Source organism: Acinetobacter sp. YH12094, from assembly GCF_013419295.1.
GTDB classification, from domain to species: domain Bacteria; phylum Pseudomonadota; class Gammaproteobacteria; order Pseudomonadales; family Moraxellaceae; genus Acinetobacter; species Acinetobacter amyesii.
The window spans coordinates 105,778-127,423 of the sequence record NZ_VPAK01000005.1; the positions used below are offsets into that span (position 1 = coordinate 105,778).

The window sequence follows — 21,646 nt, forward strand, 5'->3', positions numbered from 1 at the left end:
AAATCGCGTTGTACTGCAGATTTTAAAAAAAAATTTAAAAACAATAAAATCATGACAAAGGATTCATCATGCAAATACATCATGTGCTATTTGGAGCATTACTCAGTTTCAGCGGTCTGTTGCATGCCAATGATATGACCGGTGTTTGGAAAACAATTGATGACTAAGCAGGATATTCACGCGGCGATGTCACCATCGTCAAAAATGCTGATGGGACGTATAGCGGAACACTCACTGCAATATGCCCATTGCCGTACAAACCCTTGGTTGAAGTATGCTTAAAATGTAATGGCAAACTCAAAAATGGGTTTTGATAGGTTCCGAAATTATCAAAGAATTTAAACCAGACCCACAATATCCAAATCAATATAGCAATGGAAACGTGCTGGATCCCCTCTCGGGCAATATCTATAAAGGCAAAGGCAAGCTGAGTGCAAATGGCAAACGTTTAACCATGCGCGTCTATATTGGCGTGTCTGCACTCGGACGTAGTACCACATGGATTCGTAATGATTAGCAACTAAACTCGCCCATCAGAGAAACTGACGCGAACTATTTGAGTTTCGTCAGCTTCTCAATTTCTTTCATGGTTTTAACCGTACCTTTGACTGTGCCCTTCACCGTCTGTTTGATTGGTTCATAATCCATAAACCAAAACAGATTCATGTGTTGATCGCCGTGCTGCTGTGCCAACATATCAATCACACTTTTTTCACCGCGCCCGACCAAATGCCGTCGATAAAAATAATACAGTAGTAAAATCGTGGTGATCAGCATGATGCCGAGCATGATCCAAAAACCGGTTGGCGATTTGAGTCCCGGAATAAACTCAAAGTTCATACCGTATATACCGGTTAATAAGGTTAATGGTGCGAAAATTGCCGTAATAATCGCCAGAATACGCATATTTTCATTGGTTTGGTTAGCAACGGCTGAAAAATGCAGATCAATGGCGGCCTGCACAGCACTGCGTAATCGTGTGGTGTGTTTTTGAATGCGTTCGATATGACTGCTTAAATCATCTACCCGAACCAGCATGATATCCTGCTTTTCACTGCGCTTTTTGCCTTTCAAATGTGGGTAATTATCTACAACTTCATCACGCAGTTCTTGCAAGGCTTCAATTTGCTCTTCACACAAATTTTCCACTTGTTGAAAAGCCATATTTTCCTGCAGCAGCTGATGCCACTTGGTAAAACGCCGATGCCCTTGCAGCAATTCTCGCTGCCAAAACTCGACACGGCGGGTCAAAGGAACACGTAAATCCAAGTAACCATCTACCATATTATTCAGTAAGCGCAATGCCAAATCTAAGGGTGTAATGGCTAATTTTCGTGGTTTATTTTGTTCATCAATCGGACGAGACATTAAAGTTTCAATCCGTTGGATATAACTTTCAATGGCTTTGTTGCCTTTTTCGCGCACCGTGATCAGCACTTGGGGCGTGATCAAAAAACTGATCGGGGTGGTCGCCAAACCAAAGACCCGCTCATGCTTTTCAAGCGCATCGGCGCCGGCAGCAATTTGGTCATCGGGTGTGACCATTTTTCTAAAAATTAATAAATCATAATCATCGAGTGTGTCAAAGGCACACGGATGCTCTAAATTTAAAATATCCCGCAGATGGTATTCATTGACCCGTAGATCTGATGCCTGAAAAATATCACTCTGCCACTGCTCTGGGCGGTTGACGACATCTTCACGGGTACAATCAATCCAAATAAACTCAGGTTCAAGTTCAGGATGATGCTCACATTGCACTTGGTCTTGCACATAGATATGCGCGGCTGTTGGATGCTGAAAAAAATAATAGGTTTGCATATCTCATTTATTATTGTGTTTACTTTTTGCATGATGCCATAAAAAAAGCCTTGAGCAAGTCAAAGTTCATACTCTGACTGCACTCAAGGCTTTTTAGAATCTATTCACAGAGCCGAAACCCTGTGAATCAACAAACCATTAAGCTTGTTCGATGTCTTTCATAGTTAATTTGATACGACCACGGTTGTCGACATCAGCAACTTGTACTTTGATCTCTTGACCTTCAGACAATACGTCTGAAACGTTCGCAATACGTTCGTTTGAAATTTGAGAGATGTGAAGTAAGCCATCAGTACCTGGAAGGATGTTTACAAACGCACCAAATTCAACGATACGAATCACTTTACCAGTGTAGATTGTACCTGGTTCGATTTCAGCAGTAAGCGCTTGGATTTTCGCAACAGCAGCAGATGCAGCCGCTTTGGTTTCACCAAATACGCGAACTGTACCGTTGTCTTCGATATCAATTGCCGCTTTGGTTTCTTCAGTGATTTGACGGATTGTTGCACCGCCTTTACCAATCACGTCACGGATCTTATCAGGGTTGATGTTGATCACTTGGAATGTAGGTGCATGCATTGAAATTTCAGGACGAGCACGTGAAATCACTTGGTTCATTGCATTTAAGATGTGCATACGACCTGCATACGCTTGGTTTAATGCAACTTCCATGATTTCTTCAGTGATACCTTCGATTTTGATATCCATTTGAAGTGCAGTAATACCGTTTGCAGAACCGGCTACTTTAAAGTCCATATCACCAAGGTGGTCTTCATCACCCAAGATGTCAGAAAGCACTGCGAAACGTTCGCCTTCTTTCACAAGACCCATCGCAATACCAGCAACTGGCGCTTTAATTGGCACACCAGCATCCATAAGTGATAAAGAAGCACCACATACAGACGCCATTGAAGATGAACCGTTTGATTCAGTAATATCAGATACGATACGAATCACGTACGGGAAGCGGTCAGCTGCAGGAAGAACAGCTTGTACACCACGACGCGCTAGACGACCGTGACCGATTTCACGACGTTTAGGACCAGATTCACGACCAGTTTCACCTACAGAGTATGCAGGGAAGTTGTAGTGCAACATGAAGTTGTCAGTTTTCGTACCTGCTAATGTATCCACCATTAACGCATCACGTGTATTACCCAAAGTTGTTGTTACCAACGCCTGAGTTTCACCACGTGTAAATAATGCAGAACCGTGAGCACGGTCTAATACACCAACTTGTACGTCAAGCGCACGAACTGTTTTCGTATCACGGCCATCAATACGTGGCTTACCTGACAAGATGTTGTCACGTACTGTACGGTATTTAAGGTCTTCGAATAATTCAGCTAAGTCGTCAGCGATACCATCAACGTCATCTTCTGGAACGAATTGAGCAACAGCTTCAGCTTGAAGCGCATCAAGTGCTGCATAACGATCGTGTTTAACCGCGATTGTGTATGCTTCAGAGATTTTCGCTTCAAACGCTTCTTTTAATTTTGCACGAAGGTCTTCGTTTTTCGCAGGTGCAGTCCAAGTAGACTCTGTTGCACCAGCAGCTGCAGCAAATTCTTTAATCGCTTGGATCGCGATTTGCATTTCGTCATGACCGAACAATACAGCGCCAAGCATTTGGTCTTCAGAAAGTTCTTTCGCTTCTGATTCAACCATCAATACCGCAGATTCTGTACCTGCAACCACAAGGTCAAGATCAGATTCTTTTAGCTGTTCGTGATTCGGGTTAAGGATGTATTCACCGTTGATTAAACCAACGCGAGCACCACCGATTGGACCACGGAAAGGTGTACCTGCAATTGCAAGTGCAGCTGAAGTACCTAACATTGCAGCAATGTCAGCTTCCATTGTCTTATCAGAAGAAATAACAGTCGCAGTCACTTGGATTTCGTTGTAGTAACCTTCTGGGAACAATGGACGAATTGGACGGTCAATTAAGCGTGAAATAAGCGTTTCAGCTTCAGACGCACGGCCTTCACGTTTACCATAACCACCCGGAATACGACCTGCAGCATATTGTTTTTCTTGGTAGTTAACAGTCAATGGGAAGAAGTCTTGACCTGCTTTCGCTGTTGGCTGAGCAACAACAGCAACAAGAACTTGTACACCACCCATAGTGATGATCACAGTATTCGCTTGACGCGCAATACGACCTGTTTCTAGGACAACTTGATGCTGACCATATTGGAATTCTTTACGAATAATATTAAACATCGACATGTTTTATTTTTTCCTGATTTTATTCTAGTGGAGACCCCTAAGGTTTGGCATTCATTCAACGCCCCAAACGCTGTAACATAAATGACAAAGCTTAGAAGCCGACCTCACTAGAGATTAAAAACATTAATTTAAAATACTAATTTAAGACACAAAGAAGGAGCGAATCATCGCCCCTTCCCCATTATCCAACCAAGGTTGGATAGACTTTAGTTTTCAGTAATACGGCACTTAGCATGCAATAGTCCGAAAATAAAAGTTTAAATCGAATTAACGACGTAAACCTAAAGCAGCAATCAATGCGCTGTAACGAGTAGCGTCTTTACCTTTAAGGTAGTCAAGAAGCTTACGACGTTGGTTAACCATACGAATAAGACCGCGACGGCTATGGTGGTCGTGCTTGTGCTCTTTGAAGTGACCTTGCAAATCATTGATTTGAGCAGTTAAAAGAGCTACTTGAACTTCTGGTGAACCAGTGTCGTTTTCAGCGCGAGCGAATTTTGCAATGATCTCTGCGCGATCTGCGTTTGTTAAAGCCATTCGATTTCTCCGAGATGCTTATAAAGTTAACTTTTGATACGAATCAACCAATAAATCAGCTGACTGCCGTGCATCACTACAGCAAGTGCATTATATTAAGGGAAAATCGTCTTAATTGCAAAAAGAGATAGCCGACTTCGTCAGGTTTTCTTAATGACAATAACGCCTTATTTTTCCTCTCGATTCCATTATAAATTTTTTATATGCTTCGATACTCTATACGACACAAAACTGCATATTTCCAACACATTGAATTCCATATTATTGAATGAATTTTAAACTTATTTTTGATACATTTTGCCACTCGATGTTTAGGATACAAAACTTAAACTGGAATGATTAAAAAAAAGCCCGAGCTGGGCTCGGGCTTTTTTGCGCTGTAGTTTCTTCTTTTTTAGTTATTGTTTTATTATTTATTGTTTTATGTGGCGCTTTTCCGCGTCCTTATGTTAAACATTCCATGTTTTAACTTGCACTTCCTTATGTGGTAGATTTTGCCACAACGGCTGTTAGATAAAAGTCGTATTTTTCGTATCTATATGTAAGCTTTTTCGTACATCGGTTAAGCTCTATTTCTTTTCTGTTACAGCATATAGGCATTTCTTATTTTCTATACATAAAAAAGCCTTGTAGTCTCTCCCAAAACTACAAGGCTTAGCGGCTGTAAGTTTCCTATTTCCTTACTTCACTGTAAGTTCGCTGTCTTTTGACGTTATTCTTATACTTTTGCGATTTTACTCAACCATCCGTGTTGAGTTCTTTTTCTGTGAAGTCATCTTCTCAAAAAGCTCTAAGAAGCTCTATGCGCAAATCTCCTGAATCAATGTAAGCTATTTCTTACAAAATACGGTACATTTTGCCCAGGCTTTACAAAGATAGGTGATTGTTAATTTTTTCTAACAAACCACTAACTCGTGCTGTTCTTTTTATAAGCGCTTTTGCCAATGCATCTTTTGCAACAAGTAAACTCACCACTTTTTTCGCACGAGTGATGGCGGTATAAATCAGCTCTTTACTCATCATTTCGGTTGCATGATTTTCCAAAACTACCGCCGTATGGGTAAATTCAGAACCTTGAGACTTATGTATAGTCAATGCGTAGGAAGTTTCTATACTTTTAGGTAACCGTGTTGCCACAACCCATTTATCCAAACTCGGAAAATAAACCTCAAACTGCGACTTTTCCGTCATCGGTCGTTTTAAGCAAATCCCGATATCACCATTTGATAGTCCAAGTTGATAATCGTTATAGGTCATCATAACTGGACGACCAACATACCAATCCCCTTGTTTCAACACACCCAAGGCATTTAAGACCCGAAGTTCAATCTGCTGATTGAGCTCATGTAAGCCTAATTTTCCATGTCGAATGGCCGATAGAATTCGATAATCATCAAAATAACGAATCAATTGGGCTAACCAATCTGCATATTCAGCGGATTGCTCTGGCCATTGTTTTAACCATGCCACATAGGGCTGAAAACCATACATCAGTTGATCATAATATTTTGCCCAATGTGCCGCACTGTTCGTGGCTTCGGGGAGATATTGCAACTGAATCACATCGCTCATATTCGGTGTCAGTTGAATCGGCTGAAGTTCGGATGCAGATACCACCTGATGTTCGAATTTCGCCAGAACTTCTGTGGTTGTTTGCTGTTGTTCTTGTTGTTGAATAAAACGAGCAAACTCACCAATGGCTGCACCCTGTACAAAACGGCGGCTGGTCTGTAAATGGGTACGGTTGGCTTGTAAGGCGTCAACATCCTGAAGGTTGGCCAAAACAGCGCCAACATCGACCGAAGCCAACTGTTCTGCATCCCCCAATAGAATCAGCTTACTGTTCTGAGGGATTGCCGCGAATAGCATCTGCGCCAAACTTAAGTCCAACATAGAGGCTTCATCGACCACAATGACGTCATAGGGTAAGCGTTGACGTTCATTAAACCGCGGGATAGCGCGCGTCCCTAATCCCAATAGACGATGCAAAGTTATAGGTTTCAGTTGTTTATGAATAATCGAATAATGCTGCAATGCAGGATCTTTAAACGCTGCTTGTAAGGCTTCCTCCATTCGCTGCGCCGCTTTTCCTGTCGGCGCTGCCATCGCAATTCTTATATTTGGATTTTGCTCATTCAACACGGCAATAATCCGTGCCAAGGTATAGGTTTTACCTGTCCCAGGCCCACCGGTAATGATATTAAAATTGTGCTGACACACCATGTGCAGTGCTTGAATCTGATGTGGATCGGTCAGTAAATCCTTTTCAATATTCAGCATCTGCGTTTGATTGAGATTTTGCTCTGTTTGCTGTTTTAAACGTGCAACTTGCTTGGCTAAAGCATTTTCTAGTGCCCAATAGCGATAAAGATAAAGTCGCTGTGAATCAAAAATAAAAGGCGCAACAGGTGTTTTTTCAGCTTGCTCGTGCTGAACCATCTGAGCCAAACATTGAATCTGCGCATCTTCGGCCAAAATACAACTATCGCCTTTTTCCACGGCTTGCATCAATTGTTGAATTAACTGATTTGCAGCAGGATGACTGGCCTGATTGGGTAAATAGTGTTGGATTAAATAGTCAATCCAATCCGGCAAAACCGCATCTAAATCAGCTTTTTCTTGGGTATTTTGGGGAACTAAAACCTGCGTTTCTACAGTATTTTCTTGTCCCGCGTGCAAAGGCTGTGCTGATAAGGCTTCTTGATCATTTTCCACACAGTTATCCTCAAACTTATCCACAATGCAACTTATTGTTTCAGCGTGAATATTTTTATCTTTTTCGTGCTTATTCACGTTTTAGCCACAACCTTTTCGCTCAATATTGCATCGAGGTTTTGAATGAATGTATCCGCCGGCTTCCAGTGATATACTCCACGATCGGACTGTCCATCCATACCGCGAAGATATAAATAACTCGCCCCACCCAAATGCTGCGTCATGTCATAGTCTTTCATCACGGCTTTCAAATAACGATGTAGGGCCACCAAATATAAAGCCGCCTGCAACCAGTAACTAGAATGACTCATACTTTCTCGAATAAAGGCATGATTATAATGTGCGGTCTGATCGCCTAAGAAATTACTTTTATAATCGGCAATGTGATAACGCTGACCATCATAATATACCAAGTCAATCGACCCCGTCAGATAGCGTGCCGTAAACACATCATTCAACTCTTGTATCTGTAAATCTGGCTCATTTAGGCTTTCAAATAGCATGCGTATTTTACGTATTGCCAATGCACGATCCGCCATACTTAAATGAAAGTCCATTTCTGAACGGTATTCACCATCGTTTAACTGATGCAGCCTAAAACCATCATGCAACGGTGTATGAATGATTTGACTGTACCATTCCTGCATTTCTTCAATCAGTTCAGCTTCATCTTGTTCAGGGTTAGCCGTTTGCCCAAACTGTTTAATCAAATTTTGCAATATTTGCGGCGAATCAAACTCAACATCACTGTGAAAGCGCGATGCGATGGCTTTGGCCAACTTATCTTCTGGAGTGCTAAATCGAACTTTTTCCATCAACTTGTGCAAGAAACTTCCGGGCTTGGTTCCCTTTGGAAAATGCCGTTTAATCCAGCTAATTTTCTCTGCAGTTTCTGCTTCAATGATTTCAATTTGTTCAACTTCATCGGCAGCACTGTCTTCTGGCTCGGTCATGACCGCTGCCAGTTGGTCACGTTGTATATGTGCCTTATGTGTCGTGCGCGTGAGCGCGGTAAAGCTGGTGGTTTCCCGTGGATAAAAATGGTTGTTGGGAATTTCTGCCGCGTCTAATACAACAGTTTCAACCTGAGTCTGAGTCAAAATTGGTGGTGCTGCACGCAAAACATCAGCATCCACACTTTCTGCATGTTGGAACAGATCAGGTTCGCTTCCACGCCAAAAAGTCAGTCCTGAACGCGCTTCTGCCATTTGTTTCTTTTCGACTTCATGCTGACGCAGCACGGCATAGACACGATAACTGGCACGGGTCAAGGCCACGTACCACAAGCGATGATGCTCTGCTTCATTGCGCGCATCATTTTGTTGAATATCATCTTCGGGTAAGTCCGAAGACTTCACAGCAATCACACGTTCTAACCCAAGGCTTTTTTGCTGATTGTCTTTAAGGGAAAAATTCAAATTGCCTTTTTCACTTAAGCCTGCATTTGCTCCCAATAAAAATACACAACCAAACTCTAAGCCTTTGGATGCATGGATCGTCATCAATTGCACCCCCAATTGCCCAGTCAATTTTCGCTCTTGGGTGCTTTCATTATTGATGCCTAAATTGATTTGGCGAATAAACCATTGATAAAGCTTATGTGCACCTGTGTAATGTTCACTTTGCTGACTTAATAATTCTGCGATATGGCGTAAATTCACCACTGTGCGTTCATTATCTCGACTTTGCCCAGCCACCAAACGCGTCCACACCTGAAAGACCGTCATGCAGCTATTCCACGCGCTGCGGAATCCTTGCTCATTCCAAATTTGTCGGATCTGTTCGAGTTTTTCGATAATTTCGCTCAGTCCATCTGCCTGCTGTTCGAGTGCGACCAGTTGTTTCAGATCAAAACCCAATAAACGGCTCAGCAGCGCACGTTTCACCTTGGCTTCTTGATAAGGATTTAAAATCGCCGTCAGCAAAGCGGCAACATCTTGCGCGACGGAACTTTTATAGACACTGTCCCGAGAGGCTTTATAACAAGGAACGCCCAGCTGCAATAAACATTGTTGCACTTGCTCTAAGTCGAAATGGTTTTGCCCCAAGACCGCAATATCGTTTGCTGTCAGTGCTCGCTGGGTATTGTTGTCTTGAAAATATAAATGTCCTTGCTGAGCTTGGTTGAGCAAGGACTGAATCTGCCAAGCCACTTGCTCTGCTTCATTCAGCGTTTCATCCAAAGCCAACCAACGCAGCGGTTGTGGATTGACTTGATCATGATCAATCAACGGCGGATGCTCACGCTCACCTGCTTGAATCGGGGTGTATTCAACTTGCTCACCAAAGTCCATTTGCCGATGAAACAAGGCATCCACCACTTCAACCAAGTTTTTGACTGAACGATGGTTTTTGTTCAAGGTATAACAACGTCCACCCTTGGTTTGAATATCATGACGCGCTTTACGATAGGTCAGCATGTCACCGCCACGGAACCCATAAATCGCCTGTTTGGGGTCACCGACCATAATCATACAACCCTGATGTAAGCGCTCCTTGACCCGCCAAATGCTAGACAGCATGTCATCTTGATCTTGGTTGGTGTCTTGAAATTCATCGACTAAAATCAGCGGATAACGCGCCAAAACATGGGCAGCAAAACTGTCTTTCCCCGCTGCTGAACTTTGCTGTAAAGCTTCCGACAAGGTCCGAATTTGTTGTGAAAAGGTGGTTTCCCCAGCGTGGGACAACACTTGAGGCAAACGCTTTTTAACTTCCTGTGCCAAATAAAAGTTTAGAAATTGCTCTGCTTGATTGATATGTTCATAAGCGCTGAGTACTGCTCGGAGTTGTTGAACAAAAGCATGTTGATAAAATTCTTTTGAGACATCTGGCTGTTCCTCAACGATTTTGTCTTTAAAGACACGTGGCTTAAATTCAGTTTTATTCGGATCATAAAACAATGAACGAATGGCTTTCATCGTGGGTTGTAACACGTCGGACTGAGTCAATACCCCTTGGCTACCCGCAGCTTCAAAGTGCTGTAAAAACTCGGGAATGCGTGTATTAAAAGTGACAAAGAATGCCCCTTTATTAAAACGTCGAGCGTCGACAAGGTTTTTATAATGACTTGCGGCATCAAAACACGCTGCAAGTTCTACACGAGCAGCAGGCAGCATTTGCGCAAGCTGATGACACATCGCCTCAAAATGTGCCAAAGCATTTTCGGGTAATTCAGGGACACGTAAATCCACCGATGGGAAATTTAGACTTTCCTTTACCACGCCCAGATAGTATTCAGGGCCTTTCAACTGATGATTCAACAGCAAATATTCAATCAAATGTGCAGGCTGCTGCTGAATCCAATCTCTTAATGAATCATGAATAATACGTTCAATATGTAGATCTTCATCTTCACTGATTTGCACCTGTTCGATACGACCACTTTCAAAGGCAAATTCACGTAATAACTTTTGACTAAAGCTGTCTAAAGTTCCGACAAAGAGTTCTTCATATTGTTGTAAGACCACGTTCAGCCGATTGTAGGCATAATCTAAGTGATGCCCATGATCTTTCAACACCTGCTGATATAAAGGGTCACTCAAACTCTGCTGAAGTTCGGCCAACTCATCTTGAGGTGCCGCGAGCAGGCCATAAATAAAGTCACGGGTTTCTTCAATCCGCAGTCGTACCCGCGCTTTGAGTTCCGCTGTGGCTTTACGAGTAAAAGTGGTGGCAATGACCTGATTCGGCATATAGCGATCGAGAAAAATCCGCACCATCAGACTGGAAAGCGTATAGGTTTTCCCTGTACCCGCAGAAGCCTCTATCCAATGGAGTCCTGTAAAGCTCATGTCTGCAATCGGGTTGGTGGACATATTCATCGTTTGCTGTGGCATATTCATTTTTTGACCTCAGGCTTGATGACATTAAGTTTTTTTAGGCCGTCATCTGCCTCGGTATCCATCACATGATATAAACGTTCTGCATAATAACGACAGGACAATGCCAGAAGCTCATCTGCCGCTTGTTGCTGTAAAATAAAGCTCCAATCACGATGGTGGCTATTGGCTTCATTCGACTCCAACCCCACTCCACCAAAACTATGATTTTTCAACCATTCCTCTTGAAGCTTTGCAAAATTATCTGGCATGAGTTGGCCTGTTTCATTTTCCACCCAAGTGCATTTTTCTTGGCGAATTAAAGCAGCAGGCAGCACCACAGGACGTTTTTGTGCATGTTTCCACATCGCCAGCCATTCACTGAGCTGCAGCTTGGCTTGTGCCGAGCTTAAACCACAACAAACTATACTTTTATCATTACAAATTACTTCACGACGATACGTCGCGCCCTCATCGCCTAAGTCTAAATAGCTCAACCACAGTAGATATTCGAGCCACGTTTGCGTCTGACGTTTAGGCTTTGCCCCAGATGCCATACAGCTTAACCAATGCATACTCTGACGGTCTTCAGGCACGGTGATGCTCAGTATCAAATGCGGTTCAAGCTGTAAGTTTTGTAAAGTGGTCGCAGTTACATAACGTCCATCTAAACGTGCTAACAATTGCGTCTGCTCTTGCAAACTGAGCTTCCACGTTGCTATTTGGCTATGTCCTACAGGCAGTACATCTTGGAATAATGCTATATCTGGTTCAGTTGGAGTCGTAGAGTTCTGATCCTCAGCTTGATTGACACGAGATGCAGGCTGCACAAAATGCTTTTGCAATAAGTCACGGACATGGTATTGCTGTAAACGGTCAAGTAATAAAGGTTCTTTCTGTGGTAACTGATCACCGGTATACACACTGGCCACACCAAGGGTTTTCAAATATGCCCGAGCTGGGAATACCATATCTTTAATCCATTCCTGACCATCTAACACCCTTACTTCTTGTGCATCATGCACTGGATAATCAAGGTTAATCCAGGGTTGGCGTTGTCCAGACTGATTTAAAATATGTTCCGCCACAGCAAACCATTGATCTTTATATCGTACGTTTTTCGACTGCTGAAATCCTGTCGGGTCAAATGGCTGCAACGGATAGATATGATAGAGCGGTTCGAGTTGCTCTGGAATTCGTAACCCATCCAAATCCAACATGGCATCATGTGGCTGATCTAACTGCTGGGGTTGAATCATTCGAGCGAGGAATTGGCTAAACTCATAAATGACAGATGATGGTTCACGACTTTCACCTCCATTGACATCAAAGCCATTATAGAAAATCCATAAGGACTTTCGGGCAAATAACAAGGCATCTAAAAATGCACCTTTATCATCTTCCAAACGTGAGCGATCACCCAATACTGGCTTAAACACATCCATTAAATCAAAAGGTACTTTCTGATCACGACGTGGGAATTTTCCACTATCCATGTTCAACAACACCACCAGTGAAAATGGGACTTGACGGATTTTACCCATGTCTGCAAAGGTCACTGAACCAGTTGGTTCGATCTGATCGACAGAACCATCGATGCCTTGTTGTATCTCTTTGAGCAATAAAGATAGTGGTAAATTAAAGCTATTTGGTAGCGACTCAACTTTTTCACTTTGGGCATTTTTCAGTCGTTGTGTCATTGCACGCATCACACCGCGTATGGTTTCAAATGCTCGACCACTGGCTTCAACAAAAGGTTTTAAATCTGCATCTAGCTGTTGCAACCACGCTTTGACAGTCTGTGCACTGAGGTTCGGATTAAGCCAATCTCGACGCGCACTGATATCTTGATAGATCTGAATTAAGGTTTGCACCAACTCAAAATCACTACTCTGCACCCCTGCGAAACTTAAGGTATTCTCAAATACGGCATGCTGTGGAATCGCAATCCCTAACGCCAAACGGTCTAAAGCAAATTTAAAGGTATAACGATAATCTCGGTCTTGCTCAGACAAATAAGCCAACATGTGCTGTTCATCTAAACCACGACGGAAACCGGCTTGAATTAGCAGCTCCATCATACGTTCCATTTGCACATGGTCGAGCTGATACAGTTCTTGCACCGCATTCAAATTCAACCAATCGTGAAAATCTTCGGCGGTAAAACGACCTTGGCTAATTTCAATGCGTCCAACAAAGGCTTTCCATGCATTTTGAATATCTTGACTAACCACTCCTGCAATTTTTACTGGGATATAAGGTAAATCCACAGCACTGCGACCCATGCCTCGAGTCGTCGAAAAGACCGTCCGAATATGCGGTTCCAGTTCTTTTAAGTTTGGCACCAATACCAAGATATCACTCGGATGGCGTGGCTCTTGTTCCGAGCCTTCGGCCAACCAATGTACCAACTGCTCACGTAAAACTTCTAACTGACGCAGGCTAGAATGACAGACATGAAATTGAATCGATTCATCTGAACCCGCGAGTGCATATTGATGCTGTTCGGGCTCTTCTAGAGTCATGATGTCATATTGAATTTGAGCGAGCAGCGTTGTCGGCTCAGTATCTGGAAAAATATCTTCCCAGCCTTCGCCACCAGACATATTCACCAATAATGCAAAGTTATCCCGCGCACGTTTGCCTAAACGAGTCAATAATGAATGCTGTGATTCACGAAATTCCGCATTGGTCGTACTCAGATAGGCCTGAATTTGCGCTGTGCTGACATTAGGATTTCGTTCAATATAACGCTGTTGCAATTTTAGGTTATAACGATCTTTCCAAACAGGATCGACCATGTCTGCCCAATACTCACGCGATGGGTTGAAATACAACAAATGTACTTCGGTATACGCCGCCAAACGATACAAAAATTTGAGTTGTGCAGGTGGTAGTTCTAAGGTAGTAAAGACGAAAATCTGTTCAGGTAAACCGTTATAGGTTTGATGACGCTCATCATCGCGTTCATCCTCCTCAGCATCCAAATCAAACTGCTGCTGCCGATTTTGCTCAGCATGCGCCAAGGCAAACCAAAATTTATTGTCTATTTCCTGACGGTCATTAAAATCTTTTTTGAATACTTGATGCCACAGCCAACGCTGCCACTGCTCTAGTTGTCGAGCCTGCGTCGGTAAATATTCATCAGCTTGTTCAGGTTTCAGACCTGTGAGTTGCATAATATTTAATGGCTGGTTATGACTCCACGCTTTTAGCCAGTCGGTATCGCAATGTGGACAAATCCATTGCTCAACACCTTCATCAGGGGTATGAATACAACTGCCACGAAAGGCCATGTAGTTAGTAAAAAGCCGGGTGACTTGAGCAGCGATCCAGTACAACATTTCTTGGCGCTTTTGCTCACGTTTTTTTCGATCTGAGAGTTGTGCTGTGCTGTCAAAAATACGCTGAACTAAGGGCTGCACGTCTGTCGGAATCTGAGCAGCATCAAACTTATCAGCCGCAATAAAACCGGCTAGAGCATTATAAATACGCCATTGCATAATCAATGGCGGCATGTTGATACCTTTAATTCGCTCACGGTCTTGTTTGTTCGGCAAGGCCCAATCGTAGGCTTTCCACTGCAACCCTAAAATTTTACGATGATGCTTAATATTGGCACTAATACTGATTTTTTCAGCAACTTGTTTTTCTAACCATGCTGCAATGGCTTGATCGGGTACCACGATATGCCGTTCTTGCAAGACAGATAATGCATTAGTCGACTGATTTGATTTCAATTTTTTGATTAGACAATCCACCAAAACTTCGATTCTTTGACTCTGAATTACATGTATTGCCATGGATTACCTTTACAGCCTGAGTGACCAACTACTACAAAACAACAATGATTATTTACTATACATCTTGGGCTGTCTATGCGACTTTGACAAGAGAATAGATTGCAAAAAATGCTTTTAAACAAGTATCTTAATGATACTTTATGAGAAAAAAACCAATCCAGTATTAAGGGTATTTGCTTATGAAAATTGATAACATTCCTGATTCCATCGACCCTAACTTAAATCTGGACATTATTCGCGCTGAATGCTTAGAGCTCGTTAAAAAACGTGCTTATTTTTCAGCAGGTGCAGCCATTATTCCTGTGCCATTTTTGGATGTGGTGATTGACGTCGGAATTTTGTCACAGCTCATTCCAGAAATTAATGCGCGTTTTGGTTTAGCGCCAGATCAAATTAGTGTGTATGATCCAAAAACCAAACAAATTCATTGGACAGAACTGCGTAAACGTGGTGTCGAATTTTCTGGTTTAGTGGTTGCACGAACCGCGATGAAAAAATCGCTAAATAACATTGCAGCAAAATATATTACCAAACAAGTCACTAAATTTATTCCATTAGGTGGACAATTAGTGGCAGCCAGTTTGGGTTATATTGTGATGAAAAAAGTCGCTGAAACCCATGTAGAAGAAAGCTACCAATTGGCGAAGCGTATTCAACAGAAATTTCCGAACCAACCTATCCCAACGCCGAACAATGGTTAACGGAGCGATGTCTAACGCATCAACAAGATTTAAGAATCAAAGTGATTTAAACCATAGATCTAAAGATGAAGTAAATCTGAAAATGAGCGAGTTTTGAAAATGAAGAAAAAGCCACGAATTGCGTGGCTTTTTTCATAAAGTCAATCTGCTTTCAACTGCGCTAAAATCGTTTTTAGCACTTGTAAACGAGCACTATGCTTATCATTGGTCGCAATCACATGCCACGGCGCATATTCTGTATTCGTGCGTTGCAACATATCTGCAGCAGCTTTGAGATAGTCATCCCAACGGTCACGATTCCGCCAGTCATCTGGAGTAATTTTAAACCGTTTATGTGCGGTTTCTTCGCGGGCTTTAAACCGCGCAGCTTGCTCATCCTTATCTATGGCTAACCAGAACTTGATGACAACCGTTTGACTGTCATATAGGTCCTTTTCAAAGCGATTAATTTCATAGTATGCCCTCTGCCATTCAACGGTGTTAGCAAATCCTTCAATCCGCTCAACCAAAACACGACCATACCAACTGCGATCAAAAATCGTGATTTTCTCTTCAGGGACAATTTTATTCCAAAAGCGCCATAAGTAAGGACGGCGTAGTTCATATTTTTCAGGTGCTGCTATGGTATGAATTTCATATTCGCGTGGGTCTAACTTTTTAACAATACGTTTAATTGCTCCGCCTTTCCCTGCGGCATCCATCCCTTCAAACACGATCACCACGTTGCGTGAATCAAAACGTAAAGCTTCAGCCACCTTACGGCTTAATTTTTTTAATTCTTTTTTATAATCGGCTTCATCAGCGACGGCTGTACTTGGCTCCAATAAAGCCTGTGGTGTTTTGGCTTGTTTCCAACGCCCTACCGCTTTAGTTTCATGTGTTGGACAATGTTTTAAAGTGCGTAAAATATACTGTGCAAATTGCTGATCACGGACTTGCTCATCTTCACAGTCGATAATGATCCAGTCATGACTAAAACGCTGACGTAAACGTTGCAAGTTGTCATATTGTTTTTTATTTCGCCAATCTAAACCATGCAATTTATGCCAACGCGCTTCACTCGGGTCCATTTCATCCAAACGTTTTTGTAAAGATTTCCAAGATAAATCGAACCAGACCTTAATCACATCGACATGATTATTTTTTAGGTCTCGTTCATAAGCCCGCATGTTCTCGACATATTCATCAAATAAGGTTTCATCCAAAGGCTTCGACACATGCATGGCGGTACTGAGCAAATCACTATACCAGTTTCCAAACATCACCATGATTTGCCCTTCGGCAGGAATAAACCGTGCATAAGACTGCCAAAAGGTTTGTTTTGGATTAAATATGATCGGGGCATCCGCTTTCACCCTTAAGTAACGTGGATCGACCCATTCACGGAGCTGTTTGACGGCCTCCCCCTTACCCGCAAGCTCTATTCCGCTGACTAAAATCAACACGCTTTTGGCATTAGGCTGACGGCTGGTATTTTTCAGTTGATATTGCGCTTCAATTAGCTCAACCGAGAGTTGTTCTTCATCCATCAATTGAAATTCTGTTTCTTTTAAGCTCATGGCGGACCCTTGGTTTTATTCTGTTTTGAGTATAACCATGCCGTTCATCACACAACAATGCTTTCATGTATATGCTGAAATGCAAAATATGACCATTTCTGCAACAAACTGACTCAGATTAACCTGTAATTTCGTCACTTTGTCATAGCCCTAAGCTCCAACACCCACTAAGATTCAAACATCTAAAAAATAATTGAGACACTCAATGTCCAAACTTGCAGTATTAGATGATTTACTTGAACTGTATTACCAGTTGAACTACCACAAAAAGCCAGAAATTTTACAGCGTTTACAAGATGTCCAGCAGTGGCAAAAACAGCGTATGCAACGCACTCATGCCGTACAATTTGCTGAAAAACACAATGTGCTGATGTCTGAATATTTTATTAATCGTTTATATGGCGGTCCTGATTTTGATGCATTAGCAGCACAAATTGCTCGTCTCACGCGCTATGCACACAAAGCTGAAAAATTGATTCCAGACAATGCTATAAAGACTGGTACTTCGGGCGTACAACTTGCCATTTTAGCCGTACAGCTTGATGAACAAGTGGCCATGCAATTATTAGAAGATTATCCATCCAATCTGCCCCTAACCGATGAAATGATGCGCCAGACTTATCTTAAGCTTGATCAGGGCAAGGACCGTATGTTACAGCTGCAACTATTGGACGATTTAGGTCGTAATTTAGATAAATATATGCGCTCATTTATGGTCTATACCGCCTTTAAGATGTGCAAAGGTGCAGCAATAAAATATAACTTCGAAGTGATGTATGACTTTATGCAAGATGGCTTTCTCGCAATGAAACCACTTAAGTCAGCAGAAAAATTTGTGCGTGAATTTACCACTGTAGAACGTCAAATCATTGACCGTGTACATGCTGGAGACCCGAACCCGTTTCAGCCCGCAGCTTAACAAAACTCACATCCCATAAAGCCCATGTTTGATATAAAACAGACAGGGCTTGCAAGGCTGAATTCAGATTTTTTATAGGGGATTTGCAAAGCAATTACAGCAGACCCTTATTTTTTCTGTATATTATTCACAACAAATGCAAATGACTGCTGTATAACAGCAGAGAATCTGTCATCATGCTTGCAAAGCAACATTAACCCTATTTATAAGTTAGGAGTGACTCTAATGTCTAACGAGAATCAAACGCCTGCCCCTACACCTGAGTCGGCACAAAATACAGACAAAGCGAGTCCATTCTTAACTGAACCTTTACCACAAGGGACAGCGCAAGGTCAGCAACAATCTTTAGAACAACGTCTGGCCGACACACCTGTGACAGGTTCAGTACCCAAATATAATCTGCCACGTGGCGCGAACACAGGTAATGTTGGGCCAACTACACACTTTGGTTATCAGACCGTGAGCAGCGAAGACAAAGCGCAAAAAGTCGCGGAAGTTTTCCACTCAGTGGCTGCGAAATACGACATCATGAATGATTTAATGTCATTTGGTATTCACCGTCTATGGAAACGTTTTGCCATTAACATGTCAGGTGTTCGTCGCGGTCAGCACGTACTGGATATTGCAGGCGGTACAGGTGACCTTGCTAAAGTGTTCAGTCGTGAAGTTGGTCCGACAGGTCATGTGGTGCTTTCAGACATTAACGAATCGATGCTCAATGTCGGTCGTGACCGCCTAATTGATGCTGGTTGTACCAATGTCGATTTCGTTTTGGCCAATGCTGAAACTTTAGAACCTTTTGCAGACAACAGTTTTGACCTATTAACCATTTCATTTGGTCTACGTAACGTGACTGACAAAGATGCTGCTCTTGCTGCAATGTACCGCGTTCTTAAGCCAGGTGGTCGTTTACTGATTTTAGAATTCTCTAAACCGGTATTTGAACCATTCTCAAAACTGTATGACTTATACTCATTCACTGCATTACCAATTATGGGCAAAATCGTAGCAAATGACTCTGAAAGTTATAAATACCTTGCAGAATCAATTCGTATGCACCCAGACCAACGTACTCTTAAAGGTATGATGGAAAATGCAGGCTTCCAAAACTGTGATTATCACAACTTAACGGGTGGTATCGTAGCCGTACATCGTGGTTTCAAACTTTAATACTGCAGGCTGAACTATGTGGTCGATTCTCGCACTTGGTGCAGTTGAACGCTTAATTCATCATTTCATTGATCTGGATGCTATTACTCGCATCCAACTGAATGAATTGCAAGGCAAAATGCTTCGTGTGGTGATCGATTCACCACAGTTGTCGGTGGATGTGTTTTTTGACAATCAGAAAGTTCGCTTAGAACCGACGCCAACAGGACACTCTGAAACCGCATCTATCTTTGAGCAACGCCCTTTCGAGCAGCAGTCAAGTACGACCGAAGCAACGGCGACCTTGCATGTCAAAACGGTCGTCGAGCTCCTTAAACTGCTGTTGGCTGAAGATGTCGGCAATATCCCATTGCAAGGTGATTATCATTTATTGCAGGATATCCAACGCATTATGCAGCAAGCTGAGCCCGATTTAGCTTCGCATTTAAGCCCTTGGATAGGTCCAAGCCTTGCGCATGAAATTGGTAAGTTGCAACTTGCACCCAAATATCTCAAACGTACTTTACAAAGCCATTTGTTCTTTGCTGAAGACGCGTTAAAAGAAGATTCTGGCTTGTTTGCCCCACGTTGGCAGATGGATGACCTGAATCAAGACACACGAATTTTGAATCAAAATCTGGACCGTGCAGAAGCAAAAATTCAGCAACTGCATAGCCAAATTGACTCATTACAAGACAACACTTAAGACTAGGTAATTGCACATATGATTCCGCACGTTTCACGTTTACTCGACCTTTGGCGCATCGCTGCGCACTATAGACTCGACACGTTGTTTCCTGCGGAAGAATTACCGGAAAAAGCCCGTCATATTCTTTCTCTCATTCGCATGCACCCTGCGGCATGGTCAAGCCGCGAGCGTAAAAATCCGCTCAAGCTCAAAGAAGCCATGGAAGATATGGGCCCGCTGGCCATTAAAATGGGGCAATTACTGTCTACCCGTCGTGACTTGATTCCACCTGAAGTTTTACAGCAATTGGTATTACTACAAGACCGTGTAAAACCTTTTTCGAATGACGTTGCCAAAATGCGTATTCAGGAGTCACTCAAAGCGGATGTGAATACCTTATTTGCACGCTTTGACGAGCAACCTTTAGCAGCAGCATCTATTGCGCAAGTGCATACTGCAGCCCTGCATGATGGCCGTGAAGTCGTGGTAAAAGTGACTCGCCCAAATATTCGCAATCAAATTCTGGAAGATTTTGAAATATTAGAGTGGCTTGGTCAGTTCCTTGAAAAACGTCTAGAAGCCGCTCGTGCCCTGCATTTATCTGAAATTATTCAGGACTACCGTCAAATTATTCTCAATGAGTTGGATTTGACTTTAGAAGCGGATAACACCCGTCGTATGCGTCATTACTTCACCGGTTCAAGCATGATGTACGTGCCTGAAGTCTATATGGACAGCCGTGATGTCATGGTCGAAGAACGTATTACGGGTGTGCCTATTTCAGATATTGCGACCTTTGATCGTTTGGGCATGGATCGTAAAGATTTAGCCGAAAAAGGGCTCACCATTTTCTTTACCCAAGTGTTCCGCGATAACTTCTTCCATGCAGACATGCATCCGGGGAATGTCTTCGTCGAAACCATCAATCCTAGCAATCCACGCTTTATTGCCTTGGACTGCGCGATTATGGGTGAGCTTTCAAAGCACGACCAAATGACCGTAGCACGCATGCTACTTGCGGTTATGAACAGCGACTTTATGCAGCTGATTCAAATCGTGCATCAAGCGGGTTGGATTCCACCGGGTACAGATCAAGATGCCTTAGCACGTGAAATGCGTCGCACTGTTGGCCCAATGGTCTCTAAACCAATGCATGAATTGGACTTCGCCGGCATTCTGATTCAAGTGATGGATATTGCGCGTCGTTTCCATTTAGAGATTCCGCCACAACTGATGTTGCTGCTCAAAACCTTGGTCCATGTCGAAGGCTTAGGAACGGATCTCTATCCTGAATTGGATATTTGGAGTTTAGCAAAACCAATCCTCACCGATTGGATTAAAGCGCAAATGAATCCGCAGAAAAACTTAAAAGAACTCGGACAAAAAATTCCAGACTTACTTTTAGGTGCGCAAGATTTACCAACGCTGATGATCGACAGTCTGAATGGTTTAAAAAATCAGTCGGCTTGGCATGCCAAACAACTCAATGAACTGCAAAGCATGCGCTTGCAAATGGAACATCAGCAAAAGCGTAGTTGGGTCTTTGGCAGTGTTATGGCCATCTTCCTCTCCATTGCGATAATTGCGCCATGGTACGTTTCCATCGTATTAATTGCACTTTCAAGCTTACTTGCCATTTGGCGTGTGTTTAAATAATCTGTATTTAAATGATCTTGATGTATCCATAAATCCTTTAAGCCT

General features: G+C 42.6%; 13 protein-coding genes. 6 read left to right on the forward strand and 7 right to left on the reverse strand.

The genetic code is table 11. The annotated features are described in order from the left end of the window. The first annotated feature begins 310 nt into the window (after positions 1-310). On the forward strand, positions 311-517 hold the full coding sequence (locus FTU34_RS17850) for a DUF2147 domain-containing protein (protein WP_257226233.1): 207 nt from the start codon (positions 311-313) through the stop codon (positions 515-517). A gap of 35 nt (positions 518-552) precedes the next feature. Here FTU34_RS17850 and FTU34_RS05955 read toward each other — a convergent pair whose 3' ends face one another. From FTU34_RS05955 to FTU34_RS05980, 6 genes are all read right to left on the reverse strand, one after another. Further along, entirely contained in the window at positions 553-1,821 is a 1,269-nt protein-coding gene (locus FTU34_RS05955; protein ID WP_180035004.1) for a magnesium transporter CorA family protein, read from the reverse strand. A 138-nt stretch (positions 1,822-1,959) separates the two neighbouring features. Continuing rightward, positions 1,960-4,047, reverse strand: a complete 2,088-nt coding sequence (gene pnp / locus FTU34_RS05960) for a polyribonucleotide nucleotidyltransferase (protein ID WP_180035036.1) — start codon at positions 4,045-4,047, stop codon at positions 1,960-1,962. A 273-nt stretch (positions 4,048-4,320) separates the two neighbouring features. Then, positions 4,321-4,590: a 30S ribosomal protein S15 gene (gene rpsO / locus FTU34_RS05965; RefSeq protein ID WP_067761248.1), complete on the reverse strand. Its 270-nt coding sequence runs from the start codon at positions 4,588-4,590 to the stop codon at positions 4,321-4,323. Between the two features lie 867 nt (positions 4,591-5,457). Then, on the reverse strand, positions 5,458-7,185 hold the full coding sequence (gene recD / locus FTU34_RS05970) for an exodeoxyribonuclease V subunit alpha (protein WP_257226235.1): 1,728 nt from the start codon (positions 7,183-7,185) through the stop codon (positions 5,458-5,460). Positions 7,186-7,379: 194 nt separating this feature from the next. Continuing rightward, positions 7,380-11,150, reverse strand: coding sequence for a UvrD-helicase domain-containing protein (locus tag FTU34_RS05975; RefSeq protein ID WP_257226234.1), 3,771 nt, complete (start codon positions 11,148-11,150; stop codon positions 7,380-7,382). After that, the gene (locus FTU34_RS05980; RefSeq protein WP_180035005.1) at positions 11,147-14,929 is read right to left on the reverse strand and encodes an exodeoxyribonuclease V subunit gamma; all 3,783 of its coding nucleotides are present in this window, start codon (positions 14,927-14,929) and stop codon (positions 11,147-11,149) included. The genes FTU34_RS05975 and FTU34_RS05980 overlap by 4 nt, the downstream gene beginning before the upstream one ends. Positions 14,930-15,108: 179 nt before the next feature. Between FTU34_RS05980 and FTU34_RS05985 the strand changes: the two genes are divergently transcribed. Further along, positions 15,109-15,630 (forward strand): hypothetical protein, encoded by a 522-nt coding sequence (locus FTU34_RS05985; RefSeq protein ID WP_180035006.1) that lies wholly within the window; start codon positions 15,109-15,111, stop codon positions 15,628-15,630. A gap of 140 nt (positions 15,631-15,770) precedes the next feature. On the opposite strand, the gene FTU34_RS05990 is transcribed toward FTU34_RS05985, so the two are convergent. Then, positions 15,771-17,189 carry a phosphate--AMP phosphotransferase gene (locus FTU34_RS05990; RefSeq protein ID WP_180035007.1) on the reverse strand — a complete coding sequence of 473 codons (1,419 nt, stop codon included), beginning with the start codon at positions 17,187-17,189 and terminating at the stop codon, positions 15,771-15,773. Between the two features lie 205 nt (positions 17,190-17,394). Between FTU34_RS05990 and FTU34_RS05995 the strand changes: the two genes are divergently transcribed. The 4 genes from FTU34_RS05995 to FTU34_RS06010 all read left to right on the forward strand — a co-directional run bounded on the left by FTU34_RS05995 (position 17,395) and on the right by FTU34_RS06010 (position 21,601). Beyond that, positions 17,395-18,108 carry a hypothetical protein gene (locus FTU34_RS05995; protein WP_078192822.1) on the forward strand — a complete coding sequence of 238 codons (714 nt, stop codon included), beginning with the start codon at positions 17,395-17,397 and terminating at the stop codon, positions 18,106-18,108. Positions 18,109-18,333: 225 nt separating this feature from the next. After that, positions 18,334-19,278, forward strand: a complete 945-nt coding sequence (ubiE, locus tag FTU34_RS06000; RefSeq protein ID WP_180035008.1) for a bifunctional demethylmenaquinone methyltransferase/2-methoxy-6-polyprenyl-1,4-benzoquinol methylase UbiE — start codon at positions 18,334-18,336, stop codon at positions 19,276-19,278. 16 nt (positions 19,279-19,294) lie between these two features. Then, a complete protein-coding gene (locus FTU34_RS06005) occupies positions 19,295-19,963 on the forward strand; it encodes an SCP2 domain-containing protein (protein ID WP_180035009.1) in 669 nt (222 codons plus the stop codon). Between the two features lie 18 nt (positions 19,964-19,981). Further along, complete coding sequence (locus FTU34_RS06010; RefSeq protein ID WP_180035010.1) at positions 19,982-21,601, forward strand: AarF/ABC1/UbiB kinase family protein; 1,620 nt, start codon at positions 19,982-19,984, stop codon at positions 21,599-21,601. Positions 21,602-21,646 lie beyond the last annotated feature (45 nt).